General features: G+C 73.1%; 21 protein-coding genes. 1 reads left to right on the forward strand and 20 read right to left on the reverse strand.

Translation table 11 applies throughout. The features are described 5' to 3' along the window. Positions 1 to 100: 100 nt before the first annotated feature. The 5 genes from glgB to glgC are packed head-to-tail and all read right to left on the reverse strand — an operon-like array spanning position 101 to position 8,747. On the reverse strand, positions 101 to 2,221 hold the full coding sequence (glgB, locus tag ACZ6TV_RS41385) for a 1,4-alpha-glucan branching protein GlgB (RefSeq protein ID WP_465304582.1): 2,121 nt from the start codon (positions 2,219 to 2,221) through the stop codon (positions 101 to 103). Between the two features lie 8 nt (positions 2,222 to 2,229). Next, positions 2,230 to 3,564 (reverse strand): maltokinase N-terminal cap-like domain-containing protein, encoded by a 1,335-nt coding sequence (locus ACZ6TV_RS41390; RefSeq protein ID WP_465304518.1) that lies wholly within the window; start codon positions 3,562 to 3,564, stop codon positions 2,230 to 2,232. A gap of 15 nt (positions 3,565 to 3,579) precedes the next feature. Further along, the gene (gene treS, locus ACZ6TV_RS41395) at positions 3,580 to 5,322 is read right to left on the reverse strand and encodes a maltose alpha-D-glucosyltransferase (protein WP_465304520.1); all 1,743 of its coding nucleotides are present in this window, start codon (positions 5,320 to 5,322) and stop codon (positions 3,580 to 3,582) included. A gap of 19 nt (positions 5,323 to 5,341) precedes the next feature. Next, positions 5,342 to 7,456, reverse strand: coding sequence for an alpha-1,4-glucan--maltose-1-phosphate maltosyltransferase (locus tag ACZ6TV_RS41400; protein WP_465304522.1), 2,115 nt, complete (start codon positions 7,454 to 7,456; stop codon positions 5,342 to 5,344). A 52-nt stretch (positions 7,457 to 7,508) separates the two neighbouring features. After that, entirely contained in the window at positions 7,509 to 8,747 is a 1,239-nt protein-coding gene (gene glgC, locus ACZ6TV_RS41405) for a glucose-1-phosphate adenylyltransferase (protein WP_465304524.1), read from the reverse strand. 60 nt (positions 8,748 to 8,807) lie between these two features. Here glgC and glgA point away from each other — a divergent pair, with 60 nt between their 5' ends. Beyond that, a complete protein-coding gene (gene glgA / locus ACZ6TV_RS41410) occupies positions 8,808 to 9,992 on the forward strand; it encodes a glycogen synthase (RefSeq protein ID WP_465304526.1) in 1,185 nt (394 codons plus the stop codon). On the opposite strand, the gene ACZ6TV_RS41415 is transcribed toward glgA, so the two are convergent. The 15 genes from ACZ6TV_RS41415 to ACZ6TV_RS41485 all read right to left on the reverse strand — a co-directional run bounded on the left by ACZ6TV_RS41415 (position 9,974) and on the right by ACZ6TV_RS41485 (position 25,175). After that, positions 9,974 to 10,918: a nucleotidyl transferase AbiEii/AbiGii toxin family protein gene (locus tag ACZ6TV_RS41415; RefSeq protein WP_465304528.1), complete on the reverse strand. Its 945-nt coding sequence runs from the start codon at positions 10,916 to 10,918 to the stop codon at positions 9,974 to 9,976. The genes glgA and ACZ6TV_RS41415 overlap by 19 nt on opposite strands. Beyond that, on the reverse strand, positions 10,906 to 11,472 hold the full coding sequence (locus ACZ6TV_RS41420) for a hypothetical protein (RefSeq protein WP_465304530.1): 567 nt from the start codon (positions 11,470 to 11,472) through the stop codon (positions 10,906 to 10,908). Before ACZ6TV_RS41420 ends, ACZ6TV_RS41415 begins: the two co-directional genes overlap by 13 nt. 16 nt (positions 11,473 to 11,488) lie before the next feature. Next, entirely contained in the window at positions 11,489 to 12,253 is a 765-nt protein-coding gene (pcaD, locus tag ACZ6TV_RS41425; RefSeq protein ID WP_465304532.1) for a 3-oxoadipate enol-lactonase, read from the reverse strand. 47 nt (positions 12,254 to 12,300) lie between these two features. Continuing rightward, positions 12,301 to 12,711 carry a hypothetical protein gene (locus tag ACZ6TV_RS41430; RefSeq protein ID WP_465304534.1) on the reverse strand — a complete coding sequence of 137 codons (411 nt, stop codon included), beginning with the start codon at positions 12,709 to 12,711 and terminating at the stop codon, positions 12,301 to 12,303. Beyond that, positions 12,708 to 13,400: a class I SAM-dependent methyltransferase gene (locus ACZ6TV_RS41435; RefSeq protein WP_465304536.1), complete on the reverse strand. Its 693-nt coding sequence runs from the start codon at positions 13,398 to 13,400 to the stop codon at positions 12,708 to 12,710. The genes ACZ6TV_RS41430 and ACZ6TV_RS41435 overlap by 4 nt, the downstream gene beginning before the upstream one ends. Then, the gene (locus ACZ6TV_RS41440; protein WP_465304538.1) at positions 13,397 to 14,170 is read right to left on the reverse strand and encodes a DUF2071 domain-containing protein; all 774 of its coding nucleotides are present in this window, start codon (positions 14,168 to 14,170) and stop codon (positions 13,397 to 13,399) included. The genes ACZ6TV_RS41435 and ACZ6TV_RS41440 overlap by 4 nt, the downstream gene beginning before the upstream one ends. Continuing rightward, complete coding sequence (locus ACZ6TV_RS41445) at positions 14,167 to 15,045, reverse strand: methyltransferase domain-containing protein (protein WP_465304540.1); 879 nt, start codon at positions 15,043 to 15,045, stop codon at positions 14,167 to 14,169. The genes ACZ6TV_RS41440 and ACZ6TV_RS41445 overlap by 4 nt, the downstream gene beginning before the upstream one ends. Then, complete coding sequence (locus ACZ6TV_RS41450; RefSeq protein ID WP_465304542.1) at positions 15,038 to 15,460, reverse strand: DoxX-like family protein; 423 nt, start codon at positions 15,458 to 15,460, stop codon at positions 15,038 to 15,040. The genes ACZ6TV_RS41445 and ACZ6TV_RS41450 overlap by 8 nt, the downstream gene beginning before the upstream one ends. After that, positions 15,457 to 16,083 (reverse strand): TetR/AcrR family transcriptional regulator, encoded by a 627-nt coding sequence (locus tag ACZ6TV_RS41455; RefSeq protein ID WP_465304544.1) that lies wholly within the window; start codon positions 16,081 to 16,083, stop codon positions 15,457 to 15,459. Before ACZ6TV_RS41455 ends, ACZ6TV_RS41450 begins: the two co-directional genes overlap by 4 nt. Before the next feature lie 41 nt (positions 16,084 to 16,124). Continuing rightward, positions 16,125 to 18,362, reverse strand: a complete 2,238-nt coding sequence (locus tag ACZ6TV_RS41460; protein WP_465304584.1) for an ATP-dependent Clp protease ATP-binding subunit — start codon at positions 18,360 to 18,362, stop codon at positions 16,125 to 16,127. A gap of 212 nt (positions 18,363 to 18,574) precedes the next feature. Further along, a complete protein-coding gene (locus tag ACZ6TV_RS41465; RefSeq protein WP_465304546.1) occupies positions 18,575 to 19,561 on the reverse strand; it encodes a hypothetical protein in 987 nt (328 codons plus the stop codon). Between the two features lie 257 nt (positions 19,562 to 19,818). After that, the gene (locus ACZ6TV_RS41470; RefSeq protein ID WP_465304548.1) at positions 19,819 to 21,303 is read right to left on the reverse strand and encodes a nickel/cobalt transporter; all 1,485 of its coding nucleotides are present in this window, start codon (positions 21,301 to 21,303) and stop codon (positions 19,819 to 19,821) included. Beyond that, positions 21,300 to 22,577 (reverse strand): tetratricopeptide repeat protein, encoded by a 1,278-nt coding sequence (locus tag ACZ6TV_RS41475; RefSeq protein WP_465304550.1) that lies wholly within the window; start codon positions 22,575 to 22,577, stop codon positions 21,300 to 21,302. Before ACZ6TV_RS41475 ends, ACZ6TV_RS41470 begins: the two co-directional genes overlap by 4 nt. A gap of 61 nt (positions 22,578 to 22,638) precedes the next feature. After that, a complete protein-coding gene (locus ACZ6TV_RS41480; protein WP_465304552.1) occupies positions 22,639 to 24,264 on the reverse strand; it encodes a DUF4331 domain-containing protein in 1,626 nt (541 codons plus the stop codon). Between the two features lie 125 nt (positions 24,265 to 24,389). After that, positions 24,390 to 25,175: an SAM-dependent methyltransferase gene (locus tag ACZ6TV_RS41485; protein ID WP_465304554.1), complete on the reverse strand. Its 786-nt coding sequence runs from the start codon at positions 25,173 to 25,175 to the stop codon at positions 24,390 to 24,392. Between the last annotated feature and the right edge of the window lie 30 nt (positions 25,176 to 25,205).

Raw genomic sequence — 25,205 nt, forward strand, 5'->3', positions numbered from 1 at the left:
CCCTTCCCCTTCCCCCCCCCCCCCCTCCCCCCCCCCACCCCCCCCCCACCCCCCCCCCCCCCCCCCCCCCCCCCCCCCCCCCCGCTGCGACGGTCGCGGGTCAGCCCAGCTTGAGCCAGAGGGCGCCGAGCGGCGGGACGCGCAGCCGCGCCGAGGCCGGCAGGCCGTTGAACGGCTCGGCGGTCGCCTCGACGGCGCCCATGTTGCCGACCCCGGAGCCGCCGTAGACGTCGGCGTCGGTGTTGAGGATCTCCGCCCAGCGGCCGGTGAACGGCAGGCCGACCTGGTAGTGCTCGTGCGGGTGGGCGGCGAAGTTGACGATGACCGCGACCGCGGAGCCGTCGGCGCCCCACCGCAGGTAGGAGAAGACGTTGCCGCCGGAGTCCTCGTTGTTGATCCAGCGGAACCCGTCGGGCGTGACGTCCTGGCTCCACAGCGCCGGGGTCCGGCGGTACACGCCGTTGAGGTCACCGACGAGCCGCTGCAGGCCGGCCCGCTGCGGGTCGTGCAGCAGCCCCCAGTCCAGGCCGCGCTCCTCGCTCCACTCCTGCTCGTCGCCGAGCTCGCAGCCCATGAAGAGCAGCTGCTTGCCGGGGAACGACCACATGTAGGCCAGCAGCGCCCGGGTGTTGGCGAGCTTCTTCCACAGGTCGCCGGGCATCTTGCCGACGAGCGAGCCCTTGCCGTGCACGACCTCGTCGTGGCTGATCGGCAGCATGTAGTTCTCGCTCCACGCGTACACCGTGGCGAACGTCATCTGGTTGTGGTGGTACTGGCGGTACACCGGGTCCTTGGCGACATAGGTCAGGGTGTCGTGCATCCAGCCCATGTTCCACTTGAAGCCGAACCCGAGACCGCCGGAGTCGGTGGGGCGGGTGACGCCGAGCCACGCCGTCGACTCCTCGGCGATCATCATGATCCCGGGGTGGTGCTTGTAGACGGTCGCGTTCGCCTCCTGCAGGAAGGAGATCGCGTCGAGGTTCTCCCGGCCGCCGTACTGGTTCGGCGTCCACTGCCCGTCCTCCCTGGAGTAGTCCAGGTAGAGCATGGAGGCGACCGCGTCGACGCGCAGGGCGTCGGCGTGGAACTCCTCGCACCAGTAGAGGGCGTTGGCGACGAGGAAGTTGCGGACCTCGGACCGGCCGAAGTCGAAGATCAGGGTGCCCCAGTCGGGGTGCTCGCCGCGCCGCCAGTCGCCGTGCTCGTACAGCGGCGTCCCGTCGAACCGCGCGAGGGCCCAGGCGTCCTTCGGGAAGTGCGCCGGCACCCAGTCGAGGATGACGCCGATGTTCGCCTGGTGCAGGCGGTCCACCAGGTAGCGGAACTCGTCGGGGCTGCCGAAGCGGGCCGTCGGCGCGTAGTAGCCGGTGACCTGGTAACCCCACGAGCCGCCGAACGGGTGCTCCATGACCGGCAGGAACTCGACGTGGGTGAAGCCGAGCTCGCTGACGTACTCGGTCAGCTGGTCCGCGAGCTCCACATAGGACAGCCCGGGCCGCCACGAGCCGAGATGGACCTCGTAGACGCTGAGCGGCGCCTCGTGGGTGCGGCGCTCGGCGCGCTGGGCGAGCCAGTCGGTGTCCTTCCAGTCGTACGTGGAGCGGTGCACCACGGACGCGGTCGCCGGCGGGATCTCCGTGTGCTGCGCCAGGGGGTCGGCCTTCTCGACCCAGCCGTCGTCCGGGGTCAGCAGCCGGAACTTGTACCGGTCGCCGGCCTGCGCGCCGGGCACGAACAGCTCCCACACGCCGCTGCCGCCGAGGGACCGCATGGGCCAGCCGGCGTGCGCGTCCCAGCCGGTGAAGTCGCCGATGACCCGCACGCCGCGGGCGTTGGGCGCCCACACCGCGAACGCGACCCCGCCGGGGCGGGTCTGCGCGCCGAGGACGGTCCACAGCCGCTCGTGCCGGCCCTCCTGGATCAGGTGCAGGTCGAGCTCGCCGACCGTCGGCAGGTGCCGGTACGGGTCGTCGGTCACCACCCCGTCGGCGTCGACGCGGTAGTCGGTGACGACGCCCGGCACCTCCACCTCGAAGACGCCCTCGCCGTGCACCTGCCGCATCGGGTGGCGCTCGTCGTCGACCACGACCGTGACGGTGCCCGCGCCGCGCCGCAGCGCCCGGATGACGGTCGTGTCGGCATCAGCACCTCCCACCGGGTGGGCGCCGAGGACGCCGTGCGGGTCGTGGGACCGGCCGGCGATGAGGTCGTCGAGGTTCATAAGCTCCGTCACCTGGGTTCCGTCAGCGTTCCGTTCACCAGCCGGTCGATCGACTGCAGCGGGATCCGCAGCCAGGTCGGCCGGTGCCGGGACTCGTACGCGGTCTCGTAGACCGCCTTGTCGAGCTCGTACGCGCACAGCAACGCCCGGTCCTCGCGGGGGTCGTAGCCGGCGGCGGCAGCATAGCCGTCGCAGAACGCGGTCCGGTTACGGTCCACCCACTGCCGGGCCCGCTCGGCGAGCGCCGTGTCGCCCTCCTCGCCGACGAGCAGCTGGTAGGCGGCGTACTCGTAGGAGCGCAGCATCCCGGCGACGTCGCGCAGCACCGAGTCGGGGCGGCGGCGTTGCTCCACCGGTACCCCCGGCTCACCCTCGAAGTCGATCAGCAGCCACGACTCGGGGGTGCGCAGCACCTGGCCGAGATGCAGGTCGCCGTGGATGCGCTGGACCGTGACCGGGTCGTCGCCGGCGTTGCGGAAGATCGCCTGCGCGCCGGGGACGAACTCGGCCAGCTGCGGCACGGCCTGCACGGCGGCGTCGAGCCGGGCCAGCATCGCCTCCGCGGGCGCCGGCGCGGACGACGTGCCGAGCTCGACGGCGAGGGTGCGGTGCACGTGCGCGACCGCCTCGCCGAGCCGCCACGACTCGGCGGCGAAGTCCCCGCCGACCTCGTCGGGGTTGAGGTCGTGCTCGGCGAACAGGTCCCGGGCGCTGGTGGCCGCCATCGCCCAGCCCTCCGCGGAGTTCTGCGCGTACTCGGTGACCATGGCGAGGGTGACGGGCGTGCCGTCCTCGCTGCTCTCCACCGCGCCCAGCAGCCGGGCGACGTTGGGGCACCCGGCCCGGGCGAGGACCCGGTTGAGCTCCAGGTCCGGGTTGATGCCCGGGGTCACCCGGCGGAAGACCTTGAGGATGGCGGCGCTGTCGTACACGACGCTGGTGTTGCTCTGCTCCGCGTCGACGACCCGGGCCGGCGCCTGCACGGGCAGGGCCACGCCGGGCTCCGGCACGAACCGGACACCCTCCACGGTCGCGCCCGTGTCGATGAGGCCGAGGAGCCGCTGCGCGGACTGCTCGTCGTAGAGGGCGTCGGAACCGGTGCGGTCGCCGTCGGCGCCGATCAGCGCCGCCGCCGCCAGCTCGGTGATCACGTTGAGGTCCCAGCCGACGAACACCTGGTAGCGCTCGGTCCCGCCGTCCTCGTAGTGCGCGTCGAGCAGCACGTGGTCGACCTGGTCGGGCAGCGGCGTGACCACCGCCGGGCGGACATCGGTCAGGGTGCGGTTGCGGCCCGCGTACCACCGCTGATGCGGCAGCCAGTCGGTGAACGGCAGGGACGTCATGACGAAGGTATCTCCTCAGCTCTGCTCAGCGGGCGGGCCGCACAGCTGGAACCAGTAGAAGCCGTGGCCGGGCAGCGTGAGCAGGTAGGGCAGCTGGCCGATGTTCGGGAACTGGACGTGACCGGTGAGCTCGATCGGGGTGAAGCCGGCCCACTGCTGCAGGTTGAGCTCGATCGGCTGCGGGAAACGCGACAGGTTGTTGACGCACAGCACGACGTCGTCGTCGTGCAGGCGCACATAGGCCAGGACCGACGGGTTGGAGCCGCCGAGCTCGCGGAACGTGCCGACCGCGAACGCCTCGTGCCGCCGCCGGACCTGCAGCATCGTGCGGGTCCAGTTGAGCAGCGACGTCGAGCTCTCCTTCTGCGCCTCGACGTTGACCGACTGGTAGCCGTACACGTGATCCTGGATCGCCGGCAGGTAGAGCCTTCCCGGGTTCGCCTGGGAGAAACCGGCATTGCGGTCCGGGGTCCACTGCATCGGGGTGCGCACGCCGTCGCGGTCGCCGAGCCAGATGTTGTCGCCCATGCCGATCTCGTCGCCGTAGTACAGCACCGGCGAGCCGGGCAGCGACAGCAGCAGCGCGGTGAACAGCTCGATCTGGTTGCGGTCGTTCTCCAGCAGCGGCGCCAGCCGCCGCCGGATGCCGACGTTGGCGCGCATCCGCGGGTCCTTGGCGTACTCCGCGTACATGTAGTCGCGTTCCTCGTCGGTGACCATCTCGAGGGTCAGCTCGTCGTGGTTGCGCAGGAAGATGCCCCACTGGCAGTTCGCCGGGATCTCCGGGGTGTGCGCGAGGATCTCCGAGATCGGGAAGCGCGACTCCCGGCGGACCGCCATGAAGATGCGCGGCATCAGCGGGAAGTGGAACGCCATGTGGCACTCGTCGCCGTCGCCGAAGTACTGCACCACGTCGGCCGGCCACTGGTTGGCCTCGGCGAGCAGGACCCGGCCGGGGAACTCGTCGTCGATCACCTTGCGGCAGCGGCGCAGGAACTCGTGCGTCGCCGGCAGGTTCTCGCAGTTGGTGCCCTCGTCCTCGAAGAGGTACGGCACGGCGTCGAGCCGGAACCCGTCGATGCCCAGCCCCAGCCAGAACCGCAGCACGTCCAGCATCTCCCGCTGGACCTCCGGGTTCTCGTAGTTGAGGTCCGGCTGGTGGTGGAAGAACCGGTGCCAGTAGAACTGCCGGCGCACCGGGTCGAACGTCCAGTTCGACTCCTCGGTGTCCACGAAGATGATCCGCGCGTCGGAGTAGCTGGTGTTGTCGTCGCTCCACACGTAGTAGTCGCCGTACGGCCCGGTGGGGTCGCGCCGCGACTCCTGGAACCACAGGTGCGAGTCCGAGGTGTGGTTCATGACCAGGTCGGTGATGACCCGGATGCCCCGCTTGTGGGCCGCGTCGAGCAGCTCGACGAAGTCATCGACGGTGCCGAAGTCCGGCAGCACCTTGTAGAAGTCGCGGATGTCGTAGCCGCCGTCGCGCAGCGGCGAGTCGTAGAACGGCGGCAACCAGATGCAGTCGACACCGAGCCATTGCAGGTAGTCCAGCTGGTTGATCAGTCCCTGCAGGTCGCCGGAACCGTCGGCGTTGGAGTCGGAGAACGCTCTGACGAGCGCCTCGTAGAACACCGCGCGTTGATACCAGGTGGTGTCGGTCGGCACCAGGCGCGCCTGACCGAAGTCGCTCGCGGAAGGATGCTCGACCGTGCCGTCCGTGACGTGGGTGCCTTCAACAGGGCTGACCGGATCCGTCATACTGCCACCTACCTTGCTGTTACCGGTGACGGTGCACCGTGAACACGTGCGCCGGCTCGTAAAGAGGGTCGAGCCGGACCGCGTTGTGTTGTCCCCAGTCGAAGGTCGCACCGGTGAGCTCGTCGCGCACCGTGAACCGCTCGTGCCAGTCGAAACCGAGCGCGGGCATGTCCAACGTCGTGTTACCCCACTGGACGTTTTGCGAATCCAGCGAGACGACGACCAGCACCGTGTTGTCGCTGTCGGGGTCCCGCTTCGAGAAACACAGCACCTGCTCGTTGTCGATGCCGTGGAAGACGGTGTTGCGCAGCCAGTGCAGCGCGGGGTTGTCGCGCCGGACATGGTTGAGCCGCTTGAGATACGGCGCCAGGGACTCACCGGCGGCCTCGGCCGCGGCCCAGTCGCGGGGGCGCAGCTGGAACTTCTCGTTGTCCAGGTATTCCTCGGACCCCGGCCGGTGCAGGTGCTCATACAGCTCGAAGCCCGAATACATGCCCCAGGACGGGCTCAGCAGGCCGGCCAGGACCGCCCGGATCTTGAACATCGGCGGCCCGCCGTGCTGCAGGTGCTCGGGCAGGATGTCCGGCGTGTTCGGCCAGAAGTTGGGCCGCATGTAGTCGGCGGCCTCGATCAGCTCCTGCACGTACTCCCGCAGCTCCCACGCCTGCACGCGCCAGGTGAAGTACGTGTAGGACTGGGTGAACCCGATCTTGCCCAGGCCGTGCATCATCGCGGGCCGGGTGAACGCCTCCGCCAGGAACAGCACGTCCGGCTCGACGGACTTGACCTCGTTGATGATCCAGTGCCAGAACCCGACCGGCTTGGTGTGCGGGTTGTCGACCCGGAAGATCTTCACGCCCTGCTCGACCCAGTGCAGCACGACCCGCAGGATCTCGTCGCGGATGCCGATCGGGTCGTTGTCGAAGTTCAGCGGATAGATGTCCTGGTACTTCTTCGGCGGGTTCTCGGCGTACGCGATCGAGCCGTCGGCGCGGGTGGTGAACCACTCCGGGTGCTCGGTGACCCACGGGTGGTCCGGCGCGCACTGCAGCGCCAGGTCCATCGCGATCTCCACGCCCGCCTCCTCGGCGGCGGCGAGGAACGCCCCGAAGTCCTCCAGGGTGCCGAGATCCGGATGGATCGCGTCGTGGCCGCCCTCCCGCGCGCCGATCGCCCACGGCGACCCGACGTCCTGCGGCCCGGCCACCAGGGTGTTGTTCGGGCCCTTGCGGTTGACCCGGCCGATCGGGTGGATCGGCGGCAGGTACACCACGTCGAACCCGAGCTCCGCGACCTCGGCCAGCCGCGGGATCGACGAGCGGAACGTGCCGTGCGTGACCGGCTTGCCGTGCTCGTCGACGACGGCGCCCTGGGAACGGGGGAAGAACTCGTACCACGCCGAGAACAGCGCCCGCTTCCGGTCGCACCAGATCGGCAGCTCCTTGGAGCGGGTCACCTGCTGGCGCAACGGATACCGCCACAGCACGTCGGTCAGGCCGAGCGCCGGGGACACCCGCGCGAACAACGGGATCGTCGTGTCCGCCAGGGCCTGCGCGGCGCCGGTGACCCGGGACCGCTCCGGCGCCGGGACGCCGGTCGCCGCCTGGTTGAGCAGCGCCGCGCCCTCGGCCAGGTCGTTGCCGAGGTCCTGCAGGCCCTGCCCGGCACCGATCTTCTTGGTGACCGCGTCGTGCCAGGTCAGATACGGGTCGGAGAACGCCTCCACGACGAACGTCCACGCGCCGACGGCGTCGGGACGCACCGCGCCGAGCCAGCGGTCGGTGCCGGCCGGGCCGGGACCCATCCGCGTGAACGGGCCCTCCTTGCCCTCGGGGGAGATGAGGACCACGTTGCAGCCCATCATCGAGTGGCCCTCACGGTAGGAGACCGCGGTCACCGGGACGAGCTCGCCGACGACGGCCTTCGCCGGGAAGCGGCCACCCTCGACCTGCGGGGTGACCTGCTCGATCGGGAACCGGTCCTCGGTCACCGCGCTCGGACCGGTGGCCGCCTGCCAGGTCCCGGCGGGCGTGTCGGCCACGACCACCGGATCCTCGGAGGCGAGCGCGGTCTCGGTGTCGGTCCGCGCGATGTCGGGCGCGATGTCAGGCGCTGCGGGGGTCGGGGTACCCATGATCCTCACCGTATCGAATCCGCGCGGGGTTGGCAGCGTTAGCGTCGGGTTGCTATGGCTCGATGCGTTGACCCTTGCCGATGACCACGATCCCGCCCTCGGAGACCGTGTACCGGGTCCGGTCCTTCTCCAGGTCGACGCCGATCTCCGCGCCCTCCGGGACGATCACGTTCTTGTCCAGGATGGCGTTGCGCACCACGGCGTGCCGCCCGATGTCCACGCCCTCCATCAGCACGGACCCCTCCACGTGCGCCCACGAGTGGACCTTGACGTTGGGCGACACCACCGAGTTCTCCACCAGCGCACCGGAGATCACGGCGCCGGGGGAGATCATCGACCCGACCGCGCGGCCGACCCGCTCGCCCCAGCCGTGCACGAACTTCGCCGGCGGCCACGGGCTGTTGCCCGTGTAGATCGGCCACTCGAAGTTGTACAGGTTGAAGACCGGCTGCACGGCGATCAGGTCCATGTTGGCCTCGTAGAACGAGTCCAAGGTCCCGACGTCGCGCCAGTAGCCCTTGTCTCGGTCGGAGCTGCCGGGCACGACGTTGTTGCTGAAGTCGTAGACGGCCGCCTCGTGCTTGTCGACGAAGTACGGGATGATGTTGCCGCCCATGTCGTGCTTGCTCGTCGGGTCCTGCGCGTCGCGGGTCACCGCCTCGATCAGCGCGCCCGTGGTGAAGATGTAGTTGCCCATCGACGCGAAGATCTCGTCCGGCGCGTCCGGCAGGCCCTTCGCGTCGCGGGGCTTCTCGCGGAACGCGGAGATCCGCTGCGGGTCGTCGTCGGCGACCTCGATCACGCCGAACTGGTCGGCGCTGGACAGCGGCTGGCGGATCCCGGCGACCGTCACCGACGCGCCCGACTCGATGTGCTGGCGCATCATCTGCTCCGGGTCCATCCGGTAGATGTGGTCCGCGCCGAACACGATCACGTAGTCGGGCCGCTCGTCGTTGATCAGGTTCAGGCTCTGGTAGATCGCGTCCGCGGACCCGGCGAACCAGCGCGGGCCGAGCCGCTGCTGCGCCGGCACCGGCGTCACGTAGTTGCCCAGCAGCGTCGACATCCGCCACGTCTTGGTCACGTGCCGGTCCAGGGAGTGCGACTTGTACTGGGTCAGCACGACCATCTTCAGATAGCCGCCGTTGGCCAGGTTCGACAGGACGAAATCGATCAGCCGGTAGATGCCGCCGAACGGCACGGCCGGCTTCGCCCGGTCAGCGGTCAAGGGCATCAATCGCTTGCCCTCGCCGCCGGCGAGGACGATCGCGAGGACTTTTTTGGCGGCCATGGTCGAGACGCTAAACGTGTCCGGCGTGTTGCGCCAGACGAACAGGATTAGTGTTTGATCGTGCGTGTAGACCTGCTCACTCGAGAGTATCCCCCCGACGTCTACGGTGGAGCCGGCGTTCACCTGGAGTACCTGGCGCGTGAACTTCGCCGCCTGCCTCTGGACGTCCGGGTGCATTGTTTCGGCGCCCCTCGCAGCGAAGCCGGGGTCGTCGGCTACCAGGATCCGCCCGGCCTGTCAGGGGCCAACGCCGCGCTGCGGACCATGGGCGTCGACCTGGAGATGGCCGCCGGGGCGGCCGGCACCGACCTGGTGCACAGCCACACCTGGTACGCCAACTTCGCCGGGCACACCGCCAAGCTGCTGCACGGCGTCCCCCACGTCATCACCTCCCACAGCCTCGAACCGCTGCGCCCCTGGAAGGCCGACCAGCTCGGCGGCGGCTACGCGCTCTCGTCCTGGTGCGAGCGGACCGCGATCGAGGCTGCCGACGCCGTGATCGCCGTGTCCGCCGGCATGAAGGCCGACGTGCTCAAGGCATACCCGCGCGTCGAGGCGGACCGGGTGCACGTCATCTACAACGGCATCGACACCGAGCAGTACTCGCCGGACCCCGGCCTGGACGTCCTGCAGAAACTCGGCATCGACCCGGCCCGGCCCAGCGTCGTCTACGTCGGCCGCATCACCCGCCAGAAGGGCCTGCCCTATCTGCTGCGCGCGGCCCGGAAGCTGCCCGCCGACGTGCAGCTGGTCCTGCTCGCCGGCGCCCCCGACACCCCGGAGATCGCCGCCGAGGTCACCGCCCTCGCCGACGAGCTGCGCGCCACCCGGTCCGGGGTGATCTGGGTGCAGGAGATGCTGCCCAAGCGCGAGGTCATCCAGGTCCTCACCCACGCGACCCTGTTCGTCTGCCCGTCGATCTACGAGCCGATGGGCATCGTCAACCTGGAGGCGATGGCCTGCCAGACGGCGGTCGTCGCGACCGCCACCGGCGGCATCCCCGAGGTCGTCGCCGACCGCGAGACCGGCCTGCTCGTGCCGATCGAGCAGGTCACCGACGGATCCGGCACGCCCCTGGACGAGGGTCGCTTCGTCGCGGACCTCGCCGACGCGATGAACGAGCTCCTTGAGGACCCGGGCCGCGCCGCCGAGTTCGGCCGGGCCGGGCGGCAACGCGCCCTCGACCACTTCTCGTGGTCGGCGATCGCCCAGCAGACCCTCGGCGTCTACCGCTCGGTGTCGTAACCCACGCAGTGGTGCTGGACCGTCCATGCCAGGCGGTCCAGCCAGCTGTCCGGGTCGTGGACCGGGTGACCGGACCAGTCGACGCTCATCGACCGGACCGCGTCGACGTCCAGCGCCGGCAGGAGACGGCGCAGGCGCGGCGGCAGGGTGACCCCGTCGAGCTCGCCGAGCAGCACCGCGTCGTAGACGTCCTTGCCCAGCGCGGCACCTTCCCGGGTCAGGTCGTCGGCGAGCCACTTGAACTTCCACAGCAGCGACAGCGCGCGGCTCGCCGTCCACACCGCCGTCGGCGGGCCGCCGCAGCCGCGCGGGACCGCGGTCAGCACCGGCGGCTCCGGCAGCGTCTCGTCGTAGGCGAAGTCCAGCTGCACGTCGCCGGTCAGGTCGCCGTGCCGCCACGGGATGTGCACCCGGGCGCCGGCACCCTCGCGGTAGTCGAGGTCGAAGGCGGCGTAGTCCCAGTCGGCGTCGGTCTTCGCGCCGGCGACGTCGAGGACCGCCCCACCCGGGCTGCGGGGATGCCGTTGCAGCAGCTCGAGGACCAGCAGGTGCGGCTGCTCCTCGGCGTCGAGCTCGCCGACGTGCATCCAGCGCAGCCCCTCCGGCGGCAGCAGCGCCCGTACACCGCCGGTCGCCTCGTCCTGGAAGTCCCACGGCTGGGCCCGGCCGGCGCCCTGGGTGGCCTCCGGCCAGTACTGCACCGGGTCGATCCGGTCGAGGAACGGATACGGGTCGCCGCGGTCCTGCCCGCGGACCGCCACCGGCAGCACCACCCAGTCGAGGTCGCCGGGCGGGCGGGCCCGGGCGCCGACCCACGCCGGCATCGTCATGCTCCCGCGCAGGACCAGGGCTTCGCCGACCGGGTCGGCGGCCACGACGGCCAGGACGTGGTCGAGGACGTCGCGGTGCGCGGTCAGCTGATCCATCCGGCGTCCAGCTCCGGGTTGTCGTCGACCAGCACGTACTCCTCCTCGACCTCGGCCGCCGGGAACGGCAGCTCGGCCAGCAGCGCGTCGAGGCGCCGCCGGGCCGCGGCGCGGTCCACGTCGTGGCAGCGCTGGGTCACGAACCGTTCGTGCCGGCCGTCGGCGCGGGTCCGGCGCGCGTTGCGGGACAGGTGGGCGCCGTGCCGCACCGCCACCGAACGGGCGGCGTCGATGTCGCCGGCGGCCAGGATCAGCTTCACGTGGTGCTCGAAGTAGCCCGACGGCACCGCCGGGTGCCACGGCGCGGCCTCGATCTTCACCCGGCGCACCACGAAGCCGTCGGCCCGCAGCCGGTCCACGAGGGCCCCGGCCGCCGCCCGCTGCCCGGCCAGGTCGCCGCGGCCCCGGCCGGTCAGCATCGGCTGGTCGGCCGAGGCGCCCCGGTCCAGTTCGATCCTCGTGTACTTCAGGCCGTGGCCCGCGGCCCAGTCCGCCAGGCGGTCGTCGTACAGCACCGTGAGATGCGTCTCGAAGTCGGCCACGGACTCAGCCACGGACTCAGCCACGGACTCAGCCACGGACATGGTCCCGGATGAGCTGGCCGATCGCGTCGGCCTGCTCGACGTTGGCGAGGTGGGCCGCGCCCGGCAGCACCACGAGGCGGCTGCCGGTGATCCCCTCGTGGATGCGTTCGCCGTGCTCCGGCGGCGTCGCCGGGTCGTCGGCGCCGGCGATGACCAGGGTCGGCGCGGTGATCCGGGGCAGGTCCTCGCGCAGGTCCATGCCGCCGATCGCCTCGCAGCAGCCGGCATACCCCTCCGCCGGGCACGCGGCGATCATCGCCCGGTAGGGGGCGACCTTCGCCGGCAGCGCCGCCCGGAACCGCGGGGTGAACCACCGGCCGAGGACCGCGTCGGCGATGCTGCCCATGCCCGCGGTCCGGACCTGCTCGGCGCGGGCGGCCCAGCCGTCGGCGGGCGGCAGGTGCGCCGCCGTGCAGATCAGCACGAGGCGCTGGATACGCTCGGGCGCGTTCGCGGCGAGCCACATGCCGACCATCCCGCCCAGGGACAGCCCGCAGTAGGAGGCCCGGGCGATGCCGAGCCGGTCGAGCAGCGCGAGGACGTCGCGGCCGAGCTCGTCGATCCGGTACGGCCCCGGCGGCGCGGGCGAGGCGCCGTGCCCGCGGTGGTCGAAGCGCACCACGCGCAGGTCGGTGAGCGCGGGCAGCTGGGGGCGCCACATGTCGAGGTTGCTGCCCAGCGAGCCGCCGAGCAGCAGGACCGGCGCGCCCTGGGGTCCACTGGTGCGCTGGAACAGCGTCGTTGCCGTCACCGCGTCGTTGTACCACGCCACCGGCCCGGGGGACCCCGGCCGAGGTGTCAGCGTGTGAACAATGCCGCTGCGAAGACCGCGACGACCCACGTCCAGAGCAACGTGAATCCGGCGTACCCGGCCCGGTGCAGCCGCGACCCACGCCAGGTCGACGGCGGGAACGCGACGAACTGCGCGCACCACCGCAGCCCCCAGAACACGCACTCGGCGCCGAGGACCGCCGCCGGGACCCGCCCGGGCGCGAGCAGGTCGGCGGCGAGCAGCAGCGGGGCGAGGCCGAGCAGGACGCAGCTGACACCGATGAAGAAGGTGTGGGTGTACAGCACGTGCCGGGTCAGCGGCCGCAGCGCCGCGAACTGGGGCCGCCAGGCGAGGATGCCGGGCAGCGCCACGTGGGCGACGCCGAGGGCGACGAGCACCGCCCCGACCAGGCGCAGCTGCACGTCGATGGCGGTCACCGGCGGAACACCAGGGCCCTGACCAGGGGCGTCATCGTCGTCTCCGCCGCGAGGGTGAGCCGGGCGCCGCCGGCCTGCCGCAGCCATTCGCGGCGCGGGTAGAAGTGCCAGGCGCCGGGCCCGTAGGCGGCGACGGTCGCCAGGTCACGGCAGTGCTCGACGAGGACGAGGTGCCCGCCGGGCCGCAGGACCCGGGCGACCTCGGCGAACAGGGCCCGCCGCTGTGCGGGGATCCGCAGCTCATGGGCGGCGAACGCGAGGAACACCGCGTCCTGCCCGCCGGTCGCCGCCGGCAGCCGGCCCGGCTCGGCGGGGACCGACCCGCCGGGCGGCGGGGTGAGCCGCCGGGCCCGCCGCACCGAGCCCTCGGTCATGATCCGCGGGTCGTAGCAGTCCAGCAGGGTCGCCTCGGCCGCCGGCAGGAGCCGCCGCAGCGTGCCGCTGATCTCGTCGAGGCCGGTGCTGACCACCGCGTACCGCCGCGGCGGCGGCAGCAGGTCGAGGGCCCACCGCCAGTCGTACAGGCCGCTGCGGTCGTACGCCCACCAGGTCGCGGCGAGGCTGACCGCGACACCGGCGGCGCCAGGTACGGCGAGCAGCCGCCACGGCCACGGCAGCGCGGCCACGACGACCAGGGCCACCGCCGCGGCGAGGTACTTCGGCCAGTTGTAGCGGACCATCCTGATCATCGGGTGCTCCCGTCGGCGGCGCGGCGGACCCCGCGGTGCCAGCCGTAGTCGATCTCCGCGACGTGGAACGCCTGCGCGAGGACCGGTGCCGTCCCGGCGAACGGGCCGCGCTCCAGGAACGTGCACCGGCTGACGTGGACCGTGACCGGCTCCGGCCGCCACGCGCCGCGGTGCGCCTTCACCACGACGATCCCGTCGTCCTCGGCGTCGAAGGTGTAGGGCAGCGGCCCGGCGTACCTGCGGGCGGCGGCCCGGCCGGCGAAGGGGGAGCACGGCGGCAGCGGCGCGGGACGGGAGGCGAGGTCGGCGGTGACGGTCAGGTCGGCGCCGCCGTCGCGGCTGTCGACGGTCGCGGTGAGCCGGTCGCCGTCCAGGGCGAGCTCGACGCGGCCCAGGTGGTAGCGGTACCTGGTGAGCAGGTTGCCCGCGGCGGCGAGGGCGGGACGGCCGGTGTCGCTGCGCAGGATGTACAGCCCGCGCATGGTCTTCCCGGCCGGGGTCGGGAACGTGGTGAAGATCCGGTAGCCGGTGAGGACCGCGTCGATGCCGAGCGACGGCGGCAGCGGCGCCGGGCGCAGGTGCCGGGTGGACACGACGCCGACCGCGACGAACCCGTGGCCCTCGTACGTGTCGAGGGCGAGCCCGGGCGGCAGCAGCGGCGCGAGGACCGGCGCCGGCAGCGCGTACGTGAGGACGAGCGAGTGCCCGAAGGTGGTGCGCATCGGCAGCGGGTGCCGTCGCAGGGCCTGCAGCACGGTCATGGCGGTCATGTCCCCGGGACGAGGGTGAGGGGGCGGAGGCGGACGACGGCGCCCCAGAGCAGGGACCGGTCCGGCAGCGGGTCGCCGGGCAGCGGCGGCGTGTCGCGGAACGTGCGCAGGACGACCGGTCCGCCCGGGCGGACGCCGTGGGCGAGGGCGGCGGCGAGGGCGCCGGTGAACTCCGGCGGCGGGCCGTCCAGGACGTTGGAGAGGGTGGCGGCGTCGTACCAGCCGGGCGGCACCGACCTGAGGTGCTCGACGACGTCGGCGTGCACCCATTCGACGCCGTCGACCGGCGTCTGCGGTCCGGGTGCGCCCAGCAGGAGGCTCCACGCCCACGGGTTGGTGGCGTTGGGGTGGCTCGTCAGGCCGGTCTCGAGGCGGCGGCGCAGGACGAGGTCCATCCGGGGCGGCAGCGCCCGCCACAGGTCGCGGCGGACGAGGCCGGCGGAGGCGAACGCGAGCCGCAGCAACGCCCTGAGCATGGGCCGGTCCAGGTGGGCCCGCCAGTGCGCGCGCTGCGCGTCGACGTCGGCCAGGCGCAGGAACCCGGTCATCGCGGCGGGCCGCCAGCCGGGGACGACCAGGCCGGCGGCGCGGCGGGCGACGGCCATGAGCCGTTCGGCGGTGCCGGTGACGGCCGGCGCGCCGGCGAGCCTGGCCTTCGCGTAGGCGAGCTGGGTGGCGCTGATGTCGACGGCGGTGACCCGGTGCCCGGCCCGGGCGAGCGCGGCGGCCGTGTCGCCCGCGGACGCGATCGCGAGGACCCGCCCGGCCCGCGGGAACACGCTCAGCTCCGCGCCGGGGTCCTCGTACATGCGGCCGAACATCACCTGCGGCCGGCTGCCCTTGGTGAGCCGCCCGTCCTGCCAGGGATTACGCATCGGCCGTGCGCTCCCGCGCCCCCGCGGCGAGGTGCCGCGGCTCCTGTGCCCCCGTGGCGAGGTGCCGGGGTTCGTGTGCTCCCGCGGCGAGGAGCCAGGCGAGGGCGAGCAGGGCGGCGTTGGCGGTCAGCATCCTGCCCGCGTCGGCGATGTGGTCGGCGGCGAGGAGCAGGCCGCCGGCGTTGAACGCGGCCAGCAGGACCGTCTGCACCACCGCGGCGGCCTTGGCGTGCCGGCCCGTCAACACCCAGACGGCCAGGGCGGTCTCGGCGACGCCGATGGCGGTGAGGGACAGCATCGGCACCTCGGCGACGATCTCCCGCTGGGCCGGGTCGCCGCCGAGGACCTTGCACCACAGGCCCTCATACAGCCACACCGCCGCGACCGCCGCCCGGGCGAGGAGGATCCGGGTCATTTCGTGGCCTTCCTGAGCGTCGCCTTCAACGCGCGGCGGGCCACCGGGCCGAGACCGTCGACGACCTCGACGAGGACCGCGAGGCGCTCCAGGGCGGCGATCGCGGCGGCCGCGCCGGCGGGGTCGACGCCGCCGAACAGCTCCAGCCCGATGAACGTCGACGCGACGATCCTGGCCAGGCCGGGCACGTCGATGAGGTCGGCGACCGGCGACGCCGCGGTGATCCGGCGCAGCACCGCCTCGATCTCGGTGATCCACAGCTCGAGGCACGCGGCGACGGCCGGGGCGAGCCGCGGGTCGGTCTGGGCGCCGGCGAGCAGCTGGGCCAGGATCGCGACGTTGCCCTCGGCCCGCTCGGCCAGCTCCAGCTGCCGGCCGACGTCGAGGAGCTCCGCGATGCTCGCCACGGCGGCGAACCGCTCGCGGTAGAGCGCGACCCTGCTCTCGGTCGCCTGCCGGCAGGCGACCGAGAGCAGCTGGTCCACGGATCCGAAGTGGTAGAAGACGAGCGCCTGGTTGACGCCGGCCGACGTGGCGATCGCCCGCGCGGACGCCCCGGCGAGGCCGTCGCTGCCCAGGACCTTGATCGCCCCGTCGACCAGGCGTTCCTTCGTGCCGGCCACTGCCCACCCCCGTTCCTTGAGCAGTCGCTCAACTCTTGGGACTATTTAAGCACTCGCTCAAGCTCCTCGGAAGTGGTGAACGTGAGACCGCCGTCACCGCCGTCGATCGTGACCGTGCCGCCGGGACCCAGCGCGCCGAGCAGGATCCGCTCCGACAACGGGTCCTCGACCTCCCGCTGCACGGTGCGGCGCAGCGGCCGGGCGCCGAGGACCGGGTCGTGGCCCGCCCGCGCGAGCCACCGCCGCGCCCCCGGCGTCACCACCAGCCCGATGTCGCGGACCGCGAGCCGCGAGGCGACGTCCAGGACCAGGCGGTCGACGATGGCGCCGATCTCGTCGGGGCCGAGCTGGTGGAAGACGACCGTCTCGTCGATCCGGTTCAGGAACTCGGGCCGGAAGTGCCGCTTGAGATCGTCCTGCACCTTGCGGCGCTGCAGCTCGTACACGGGCAGCGCCGAGGACTGGAAACCCGCCTGCAGCGCCAGGTCCCGGGTGCCGAGGTTGGTGGTCAGGATGAGCACGGTGTGCCTGAAGTCGACGACCCGGCCCTGCCCGTCCGTGAGCCGGCCGTCCTCGAGGATCTGCAGCAACGTGTGGAACACGTCCGGATGCGCCTTCTCCACCTCGTCGAAGAGCACCACCGAGAACGGCCGCCGGCGGACCCGCTCGGTGAGCTGGCCGCCGTCGTCGTACCCGACGTATCCGGGCGGCGCGCCGACGAGCCGCGACACGGTCGACCGGTCGTGGAACTCCGACATGTCCAGCTGGATCAGCGCGTCTCGGGAGCCGAACAGGAACCCGGCGAGGGCCTTGGCCAGCGACGACTTCCCGACGCCGGACGGCCCGGCGAAGATGAACGACCCGGCGGGCCGGCGCGGGTCCTGCAGCCCGGCCCGCGTGCGGCGGACCGCCCGCGACACGGCCGCGACCGCGGCCTCCTGCCCGATGACCTCCTCGTGCAGGGTCTGCTCCATCCGGACCAGCCGGGCGCTCTCCTGCTCGGTGAGCCGGTGCACGGGGATGCCCGTCCACGCCGACAGCACGACCGCGATGTCGTCCTCGCCGACGTCCTCACCGGCCCGCATCGCGCCGGCCTCGTCGATGAGGTCGATGGCCTTGTCCGGCAGGTGCCGCTCGGTGATGTACCGGTCCGCGAGCCGCGCCGCCGCCCGCAGCGCCGCGTCGGTGTAGGTGACGCCGTGGTGGCTCGCATACCGGTCGCGCAGCCCGTGCAGGATCAGCACCGTCTCCTCGGCGGTCGGCTCCGGCACCGGGACCGGCTGGAACCGCCGGTCCAGAGGCCCGTCCTTGGCGATGAACCGGCGGTACTCCTCGTCGGTGGTCGCCCCGATCGTGCGCAGCTCACCGCGGGCAAGCAGCGGCTTGAGCAGCGACGCGGCGTCGATGGCACCCTCTGCCGCGCCGGCGCCGACCAGGTTGTGGATCTCGTCGATGAACAGGATGACGTCGCCCCGGCCGCGGATCTCCTTGGTGACCTTGTTCAGGCGGTCCTCGAAGTCGCCACGGTACCGGGAGCCGGCGACCAGCGCGCCGAGGTCGAGCGTGTAGAGCCTGCGGTCCCGCAGGCTCGCGGGCACGTCACCGGCGACGATGCGCTGCGCGAGACCCTCGACGACCGCGGTCTTGCCGACCCCGGCCGGCCCGGTCAGCACCGGACTGTTCTTGCGCCGCCGCGACAGCACCCGGATGATCCGCTCGACCTGCGCCTCGCGGCCGACGACCGGGTCGAGCAGCCCGTCCCGCGCGGCGGCGGTCAGGTCGGTGCCGAACTGGTCGAGCACCGTCGGCGCGCTGTGCTGCTTCGGCTCCGGCGCGCCGGACGGGTGCCCGGACAGCAGCTGGATCACCTGCGCCCGCAGCCGGTTGAGGTCGGCGCCGAGCCGGACCAGGACCTGCGCGGCGACGCCGTCGCCCTCCCGGACCAGGCCGAGCAGGAGATGCTCGGTGCCGATGAAGTTGTGCCCCAGCTGCAGCGCTTCGCGCAGCGCCAGCTCCAGGACCTTCTTGGCCCGCGGCGTGAACGGGACGTGCCCGCTCGGCGCCTGCCCGCCGTGGCCGATGAGCTCCTCGACCTGCCGCCGCACGTCGTCGCCGGAGATGCCGAGGGCGCCGATGCTCCTGGCGGCGACGCCGTCGCCCTCCTGGATGAGGCCGAGCAGGAGGTGCTCGGTGCCGATCGCGTTGTGGTTGAGGATCCGGGCTTCCTCCTGGGCGAGCACGACGACGCGCTTGGCCCGGTCGGTGAACCGCTCGAACATGACGATCACGCCTTCCGCCTGGTGCGGCGGGGGCCCACGCACCCACGCATCCGTTTCCTCGGATGCGCTGAGTCGGAGCCTCTTGGCCGCCGGCGGAGGCGTGGGCTCCGTCGATGCGCGGCACGGGCAGGCGCGCTGCCGCTTCCACCATACCGCTCTCCCGCCGCCGCGCAGTGCCCCCGGCACGCGACCTCGGCGCCGTCCCGACCGGGTCAGACCTGCAACGCGGCGGCGTCGGACTCCTGGCCCGGCAGGACGACGAGGTCGTCGGGGCGCATCGCGCGGGTGCGGGCCTGCGGGTCGGCGTCGAGCCGGACGTCATAGCCCAGCGGCGGGCCGGCCGCACCCCACCGGGCCCCGACGATCGTGCCCTGCGTCAGGGTCCCCACCGGCCTGATCCTCGTCCCCGGCGCGTGGCCGTCGTCGGCGACGACCAGCAGCGCGTCGAGCACCTGCCGGGCACCGTCCCAGGGCGCCCGCAGCACATACGGCTCGCCGTCGGCCCCCTCCACCGGCATCGTGAACCCGCGGCACACGAGCATCAGCCGGTCCGCGTCGTGGCGCACCTCGGGGCTGCGGTCGTCCTGCCCGTGCCGCACCGCCTCCTCGACCCGCCGCCACAGCCCGGCGACCCCGCCGTCCAGGACCCGCCGCGCGGCCCGGTCCAGCTCCGCGCACTCCATGTCGACCGCGGTCTCCTCACCCAGCTCCGCCGTCCAGGCCAGGTCCAGCGCCGCCGGCACCAGCCCCGGTGCCTCCCGCACGACCACGAGATACAGCATCGCGATGAGGTCCTCGACGCCGTCGCCCGCATAGCACGCGCCCGCCGGTCCGTCGCCGGCCGGGAACCGGTCCACCAGGTGCGCGGCCCGCCCTCCCGGCGGCCGCGCCGCCCGCCGCGTGTCGCGCAGCTTCACCGGCCCCGGCCGCCGCTCCCGGTCCTGCACGGTCCACCTGCGGGGGATCCCGGCCGGATACACGGTCCTGCCGAGGCTCGCCAGGCTCTCACCCGGCCCGATCCCGGCCCCGGCGAGCAGCCGCGCGGCCACCGAATATGCGACGCCGGCCTGCGCCGCGTGTGCCCTGATCGCCCGCCGCCGCTTCCGGTCCCGCCGTCCCCGCCCGCCGTCACCCGGCCCGGCCGGGTCCGGCTCCGTGCCGTCCTGGCCGGGGGTGGGGTTGTCCGCTTCGTCTGCCATCACGAGACCTCCGGCGTCGACCCACGCTCGCACCGATCGGACGGCGGATCTCCGCCGGGCAGCCTGCACCGCCGCGCTGAGTCTGAGCCTCTTGGCCTCGGGGCACGGCCGGCGTGGGCAGCCGTGTCGGGGCTCGGGCAGGCGCACTGCCCACCCCGACGATACCGCCGCGCCCCCCACCCGTCGCCCCCGCGGCCGTTCGCCGACAGCTGAGCGACCCCCCGGACCACCGGCACCGGGGCGAACCGGCCGGGGGCTCAGAGGGTGACGAGGGAGCGGACCGCGAGGGCCGAGCCGACGAGGAGGACGAGGGCGGCGGTGCCGGTGGGGGCGAGCCCGGTGAGGCGGTCGCTGAGGCGCAGCCTGGCCGGCCACCTGTCGCGGACCCGGATGAGCAGCAGGCCGGCGGCGGTGAGCGTGGCGGCCATGCCGATGCCGTACGCGAGGACGAGCAGCACCCCGAACCACGTCCTGCCGAGCGCGACGGCGCCGAGGAGCACGACGAGGGCCGACGGGCTCGGCACCAGACCACCGGCGACACCCATCCCGACCACCGCGAGCCGGCTCGGCCGCCCGACCCCGCCACCGTGCCCGTGCCCGTGCTCATGTCCGTGCCCGTGGGGATGGTCATGGGAGTGGGAATGGGGATGCGGGCCGTGGGAGTGCGGGCCGTGGGAGTGCGGGGCGTGGGAGTGCGGGGCGTGGGAGTGCGGGGCGTGGGAGTGCGGGGCGTGGGCGGCGCCGCGGCGGGACAGGAGCATGGCCAGGCCGATCGCCGCGACCAGGACACCGCTCGTCACCCCGAGCCACCCCAGCACCGTCTCCCCGGCGAGTCCGGCGAGGCTGGTCAGCAGCAGGCCCAGAAGCAGGACGCCGCCGGTGTGGGTGAGGGTGACGGTGGCGCCGACCGCGAGGGCGTCGCGGGGACGGCCGGCCCGGCCGGCGAGGTACGCGGCCATCACCGTCTTCCCGTGCCCCGGCAGCGCGGCGTGCGCGGCGCCGAGGGTCAGGGCGAGCAGGACGGCGAGGCACCCGACCCACGGCGTCAGCTCCCGCCGCGCGACCCACCCGCGCAGCGTCAGCTCCGCGCTGCCCGCCCAGCCCGGCAGCACCGACGGCGGCAGGGCCGGCGACAGGGCGGGTGACGCCGGGGATGCCTGGGACGACAGGGCGGCGGGTCCGGACGTGCCGCCGCCCGGCGCGGCGTGCAGCGTCGCCGTGCGCACCGACGGCGGCGAGCTGAGCAGGTCGTCCGGATACGAACGGAGCCCGTCGGAGGCGGAGGCGACCGGCAGCGGCGAGTCCACGAGGTGCACCCCCGACGCCGAGGCGGTCAGCTCGTGCCAGCCGACCCGGTCGGCGAGGAAGTCGTTGGCGACCTCCACGGTGGACGTTCCCACGACGGCGGCGGCGGACAGCGAGCACTCCAGGCGGCTGGTGCGCAGGCCCGCCGCGCCGGGGGAGTAGGTGAACGCCGACCGGTCGATCGTCCAGCTGAGCGGGCGCCCGTCGACGGTGACCCGGAAGGCGGGCGCGACCGCGGTACACGACGGCGCGGACTGCAACGTGGGAAGCTCGGCGAGATCCGCGACGTAGGCGACCGTGACCCGGTCCGGGGTGAGCGTCAGCGCGCCGAGCTGGTTGACGGAGAAGTTGCCCAGCGGGTGCGCGGAGGCGCCGGAGGGCCACAGGAACACGCCGGCCACGGCGGCGCAGCAGACGAGCAGCAGGCGGCGCATCATGACTCCAGAGCGGCAAGGGTACGCGCCGCGATCGGCGCGTCGGTCGGGGAGAAGGCGGGGTTGAGCGCGAGGGCGAGCCGCAGCTGCACGAGTGCGGTGTCCTTGAGTCCGGCCGCGTGCGCGACCATGCCGTAGTGGTAGGCGAGGGTCGCGTCGACCTGCCCGAGCGCGTTGGCCCGGCGGGCGAACGGCAGCGCCGCGCCCGGCTCACCGGCGGCGAGGAGCGTCCACGCGACCATGTCGGCGACCTCCCCGAACTGCCGCCGGTCCCATTCGGCGAGCGCGAGCCGGGCGGCGCCCTCGGCGTCCCCGGCGGCGAGCGCGAGGGCGGCCGCGCCGAGGTCGTCGGTGCCGCCGTTGGCGGTGAAGAGCGCGTGCGCGGCGCGGGCCAGCGCGAAGGACGGCGCCGCGTCCTTCCCGGCGGCCTGCAGCAGGCGCGCCCGGTCCAGCAGCGCGTCGACCGTCGGCGTCCGCGCGACCACCTTGTCCAATGAGGACAGTGCGAGGTCGAGGTCGCCGGCGGCCGCGTCGAGCTTCGCCTTGAGCTGCCACAGCCCGGCCGCGCCGGGGTCGGCGGCCAGCCCGAGCGACACGTGCCGGGCGGCGGTGGCCACGTCGCCGGCGGCCCACGCCAGGCTGCCCAGGTGCTGGTGGCAGAACGCGACGTCGGCGGGCGCCGTGGCGGTGGCCAGGGCCAGTTCCATGAGCGCGACGGCCTCGGTGCGCTTGCCGTGCTGTTCGAGGTCGTACGACCCGCGCGTGTACGACGCGAGCCCGGGCCGCAGGTCGAGCATCCGCTGCACCGCCGCCGTCGCCGCCTCCGGCTGCCCGAGCTGCGTCTCGGCGTCGGCGAGGACCCCGTAGGCGGTGTCGGACCAGGCGTTGACGGTCAGGGCCCGCTCCGCGAGGGCCTTGGCCCCGGCGAAGTCGTGCCGGGCGTTGGCCAGGGCGCCGAGCCCGGCGAGCGCGTCGGCGTTGCCGTCGGGCCGGACCTCCAGGGACCTGCGCAGCGCGCCTTCGGCCTTCGGGTAATAGGCCGGGTCGGCGCTGATCCTGGCCTGTTCCAGGTACGCCGCACCCAGTGCCGCCCACGCCGTCCAGTCGCCCGGCACGCCGCGCAGCCGGTCCTGCAGCGCGGTGAGCCGGTCCGTCGCCGGTGGCCGATCGGCCGGAGCGGCGGCGGGGGCACCGCCCGTCGGCCGGCCGACGCAGGCGCCCAGGCCGAGCAGCAGCGTCGCCGTCAGTACCACACCCAGAACGATGCGAACCCGCATGACTCCTCCTTCCTGTAGGGGTGGGGCGCGCCCGCGGACCGGACGCGCCCCGGGAACCGGGTCAGGGCCGGGGCAGCCCGCGGCGGCGCCGCCACCAGCCGACGAAGAGCAGCGTGCCGAGCCCGGCCGCGATCGCCGACGTGCTGACCGCGACGGCCGTCATGCCGGTGCCCGACTCGAACGCCGACGGCGTCGTGTCCGGCTGCGCCGCGGCCGTCGCGGCGGCTGTGGCGGTCGTGGCCGGCTGACCCGCGGACGTGGCGGCACCCTTCGGCGCCGAACCGTCGTTGGGCAGCGCCAGGTACGGGAACTCCCCGCCGAAGGCGTTGTCGTTCGCGTCGACCTTGTCGCCCGCGGCCAGGGCGTCGACGAGCTTCCCGGTCAGCGCCGCGCCCTCGACGGCCTGCACGGCGATGTCGACGACGTCGTCGGTGAGCCGCCGCCCGTTCGGGAAGCCCTGCAGGTCCCCGGCGAGGACGCCGAGCCGGTTCGGCTGCGCCGCGACGGGCACGCCGAGGTTGAGCCGCAGCATCTCCGCCGGCCGGAAGTTCGCCGCCACGACGTCGGCGTTGTTGAGCTGCGAGTTCAGGTCCGCCTTGATCGGGCCGCCGGCCTTGGTGGTGATGCCGGTCAGGAAGATCTCGACGAGGTCGTTGCGGGGTGCCGCGGGCGCGGGCACCTTGTAGATGCTCTCGATGAGCTTCGGCAGCTCGGGGTCGGTGACCCGGGCGACGACGGCGGGGATGCCGGCGTCCTGGTCGGGGCTGATCGAGTTGAACGCGTCCTTCAGCGACGCCGGCACGACGACCTCGTTGACCAGGGGGTTGCCGAGCCGGGAGACCTGGACCCGTTCCCCGGTCAGCGAGGTCGCGCCGGTGACCCGGGTCTTCGCGCGTTCCGTGGTGGTCCAGACGCCGATGACCGGGTTGCGTTTCGCGTCGCCCTTGAGCGCGACGTCGGCGAACGGCACCTGCAGCGCGATCGAGTTCACGTTGTACCCGGCGAGGGTGTCCCGCCCGACCTCGCTCAGGTCGCCGCCGTACAGCAGGTCGAACACCCGCAGGTCGAGGAAGAACGGGTCGTCGGCCTGGCCGGCGTAGACGTTCCAGCCGCCGGGGAGCCGCTTGTTCGCCTCCGCCCGCAGCTTGCCGTAGTCGGGCATGGTGGCCTTGCCGACCCGCGACGGCGCGACCGGGGCGCCGGTGACCCTGGTCTTGAAGGGCTCCCCGTGGAACGAGGACTCCAGGGTGTAGGTCTGGCGGAAGAGCAGGTTCTCGTCGTCGAGCGAGGTCACGGGCCCGTTGGCGTACAGGAACGTGTCGCCGCCGCGGCGGTCGACGTTCTGGAACGTCCAGCGGAACACCGCGTCGGCCTTCGCGTCGCCGTCGCTGTCGACGTTGATGTTGTAGACGGCGTCGGTGGCGAAGGGGTAGAAGTTCGGGCCGCCGGCGGGTTCGGAGAACGGCTGCCAGTTGGCGATGAAGGTGACGTACCCGGCCCGTTCGGGGCTGACGAACGCGTACAGGTCGGTGTTGTCGACGGCCGGGTCGGCGGCGACGAGCGGCGCCTCCCGGTGGCTGGACGCCGACGAGGTGCCGGGCCCGAGCCCGGCGAACGCCACACCGGCCGCCACGAGCGCGGCGGCGGTGGCGCGCCACCGGCGCCCTGCCCGGGTTGGAGTGGTCATCAGGGTGGTCCTCCCGCGTCTGGAGCGGTCCTGTGGTGGACCGCCGCACGCGGGGACTTCGCGTTCGTCCGGGTCGATGGATGGGTCGGTGTCGGCTAGGTGTCAGTGACCCGTCCGGGCCGGGATCAGCTCCGAATGCTGCGCAGCCCGACGCCGCCGTAGCCGTGCGACACCTGCTCGTCGCCTTCGGTGCCGCTGTCGGGCCGCCAGTCGCCGAGCCACACCAGTCCCGGCTCGAGCAGGTCGTAGCCGTCGAACAGGTCCGCGATGGCCGCTCTGGTGCGAGGGACGATCGGCGCGCTGGACTGCCGGTACACCTGCTGACCCTGCTGCGCGGGCGCGGCGGGCACCCCGTCGAGCGTCAGGTGCGACACGACGAGGTGGCTGCCGGGCGCGGTCGCGTCGCGGAGCCGGGCGATGAGGTCGCCCGGGCCGGCCTCGTCGGGGACGAAGTGCAGGATCGACACCATCAGGATCGCGACGGGCTCGCCGAAGTCGAGGTGCCCGGCGACCGCCGGGTCGGCGAGCAGCGCCTCCGGCTCGCGCAGGTCCGCGCACGCCACCGACACCCGGTCCAGACCGTCCACAAGGGACCGGGCCTGCGCGACGGCGACCGGGTCGTTGTCGACGTACACGACCTTGCCGTCGGTCATCTCGTGCACGTTGCCCTGCGTCGGCAGGCCCGTGCCGATGTCGAGGAACTGCCGCACCCCGGCCGCGGCCAGGTGCCGGACCGCGCGCTGCAGGAACCGCCGGTTGGTCCGCGCCGCCGCCGGCGTGTCCGGGAAGATCGCGAGGATCTTCTCCGCGGCCTCCCGGTCGACCGCGAAGTTGTGGTAGCCGCCGAGGTAGTAGTCATACATGCGGGCCACGTTGGGAACGCTGGCGTCGACGTCGCCGAGACCGGTCATCCACCCACCTTAATAGGATAGGTTGCGGCG

The sequence above is a fragment of the Dactylosporangium sp. NPDC051087 genome, assembly GCF_055586325.1.

Bases quoted from the DNA above. Each gene is read 5' to 3' on its own strand.
- glgB (WP_465304582.1), bottom strand. From the start codon at position 2,221: ATGAACCTCGACGACCTCATCGCCGGCCGGTCCCACGACCCGCACGGC.
- ACZ6TV_RS41390 (WP_465304518.1), bottom strand. From the start codon at position 3,564: ATGACGTCCCTGCCGTTCACCGACTGGCTGCCGCATCAGCGGTGGTAC.
- treS (WP_465304520.1), bottom strand. From the start codon at position 5,322: ATGACGGATCCGGTCAGCCCTGTTGAAGGCACCCACGTCACGGACGGC.
- ACZ6TV_RS41400 (WP_465304522.1), bottom strand. From the start codon at position 7,456: ATGGGTACCCCGACCCCCGCAGCGCCTGACATCGCGCCCGACATCGCG.
- glgC (WP_465304524.1), bottom strand. From the start codon at position 8,747: ATGGCCGCCAAAAAAGTCCTCGCGATCGTCCTCGCCGGCGGCGAGGGC.
- ACZ6TV_RS41415 (WP_465304528.1), bottom strand. From the start codon at position 10,918: ATGGATCAGCTGACCGCGCACCGCGACGTCCTCGACCACGTCCTGGCC.
- ACZ6TV_RS41435 (WP_465304536.1), bottom strand. From the start codon at position 13,400: ATGATCAGGATGGTCCGCTACAACTGGCCGAAGTACCTCGCCGCGGCG.
- ACZ6TV_RS41440 (WP_465304538.1), bottom strand. From the start codon at position 14,170: ATGACCGCCATGACCGTGCTGCAGGCCCTGCGACGGCACCCGCTGCCG.
- ACZ6TV_RS41445 (WP_465304540.1), bottom strand. From the start codon at position 15,045: ATGCGTAATCCCTGGCAGGACGGGCGGCTCACCAAGGGCAGCCGGCCG.
- ACZ6TV_RS41450 (WP_465304542.1), bottom strand. From the start codon at position 15,460: ATGACCCGGATCCTCCTCGCCCGGGCGGCGGTCGCGGCGGTGTGGCTG.
- ACZ6TV_RS41460 (WP_465304584.1), bottom strand. From the start codon at position 18,362: ATGTTCGAGCGGTTCACCGACCGGGCCAAGCGCGTCGTCGTGCTCGCC.
- ACZ6TV_RS41465 (WP_465304546.1), bottom strand. From the start codon at position 19,561: ATGGCAGACGAAGCGGACAACCCCACCCCCGGCCAGGACGGCACGGAG.
- ACZ6TV_RS41470 (WP_465304548.1), bottom strand. From the start codon at position 21,303: ATGATGCGCCGCCTGCTGCTCGTCTGCTGCGCCGCCGTGGCCGGCGTG.
- ACZ6TV_RS41475 (WP_465304550.1), bottom strand. From the start codon at position 22,577: ATGCGGGTTCGCATCGTTCTGGGTGTGGTACTGACGGCGACGCTGCTG.
- ACZ6TV_RS41480 (WP_465304552.1), bottom strand. From the start codon at position 24,264: ATGACCACTCCAACCCGGGCAGGGCGCCGGTGGCGCGCCACCGCCGCC.
- ACZ6TV_RS41485 (WP_465304554.1), bottom strand. From the start codon at position 25,175: ATGACCGGTCTCGGCGACGTCGACGCCAGCGTTCCCAACGTGGCCCGC.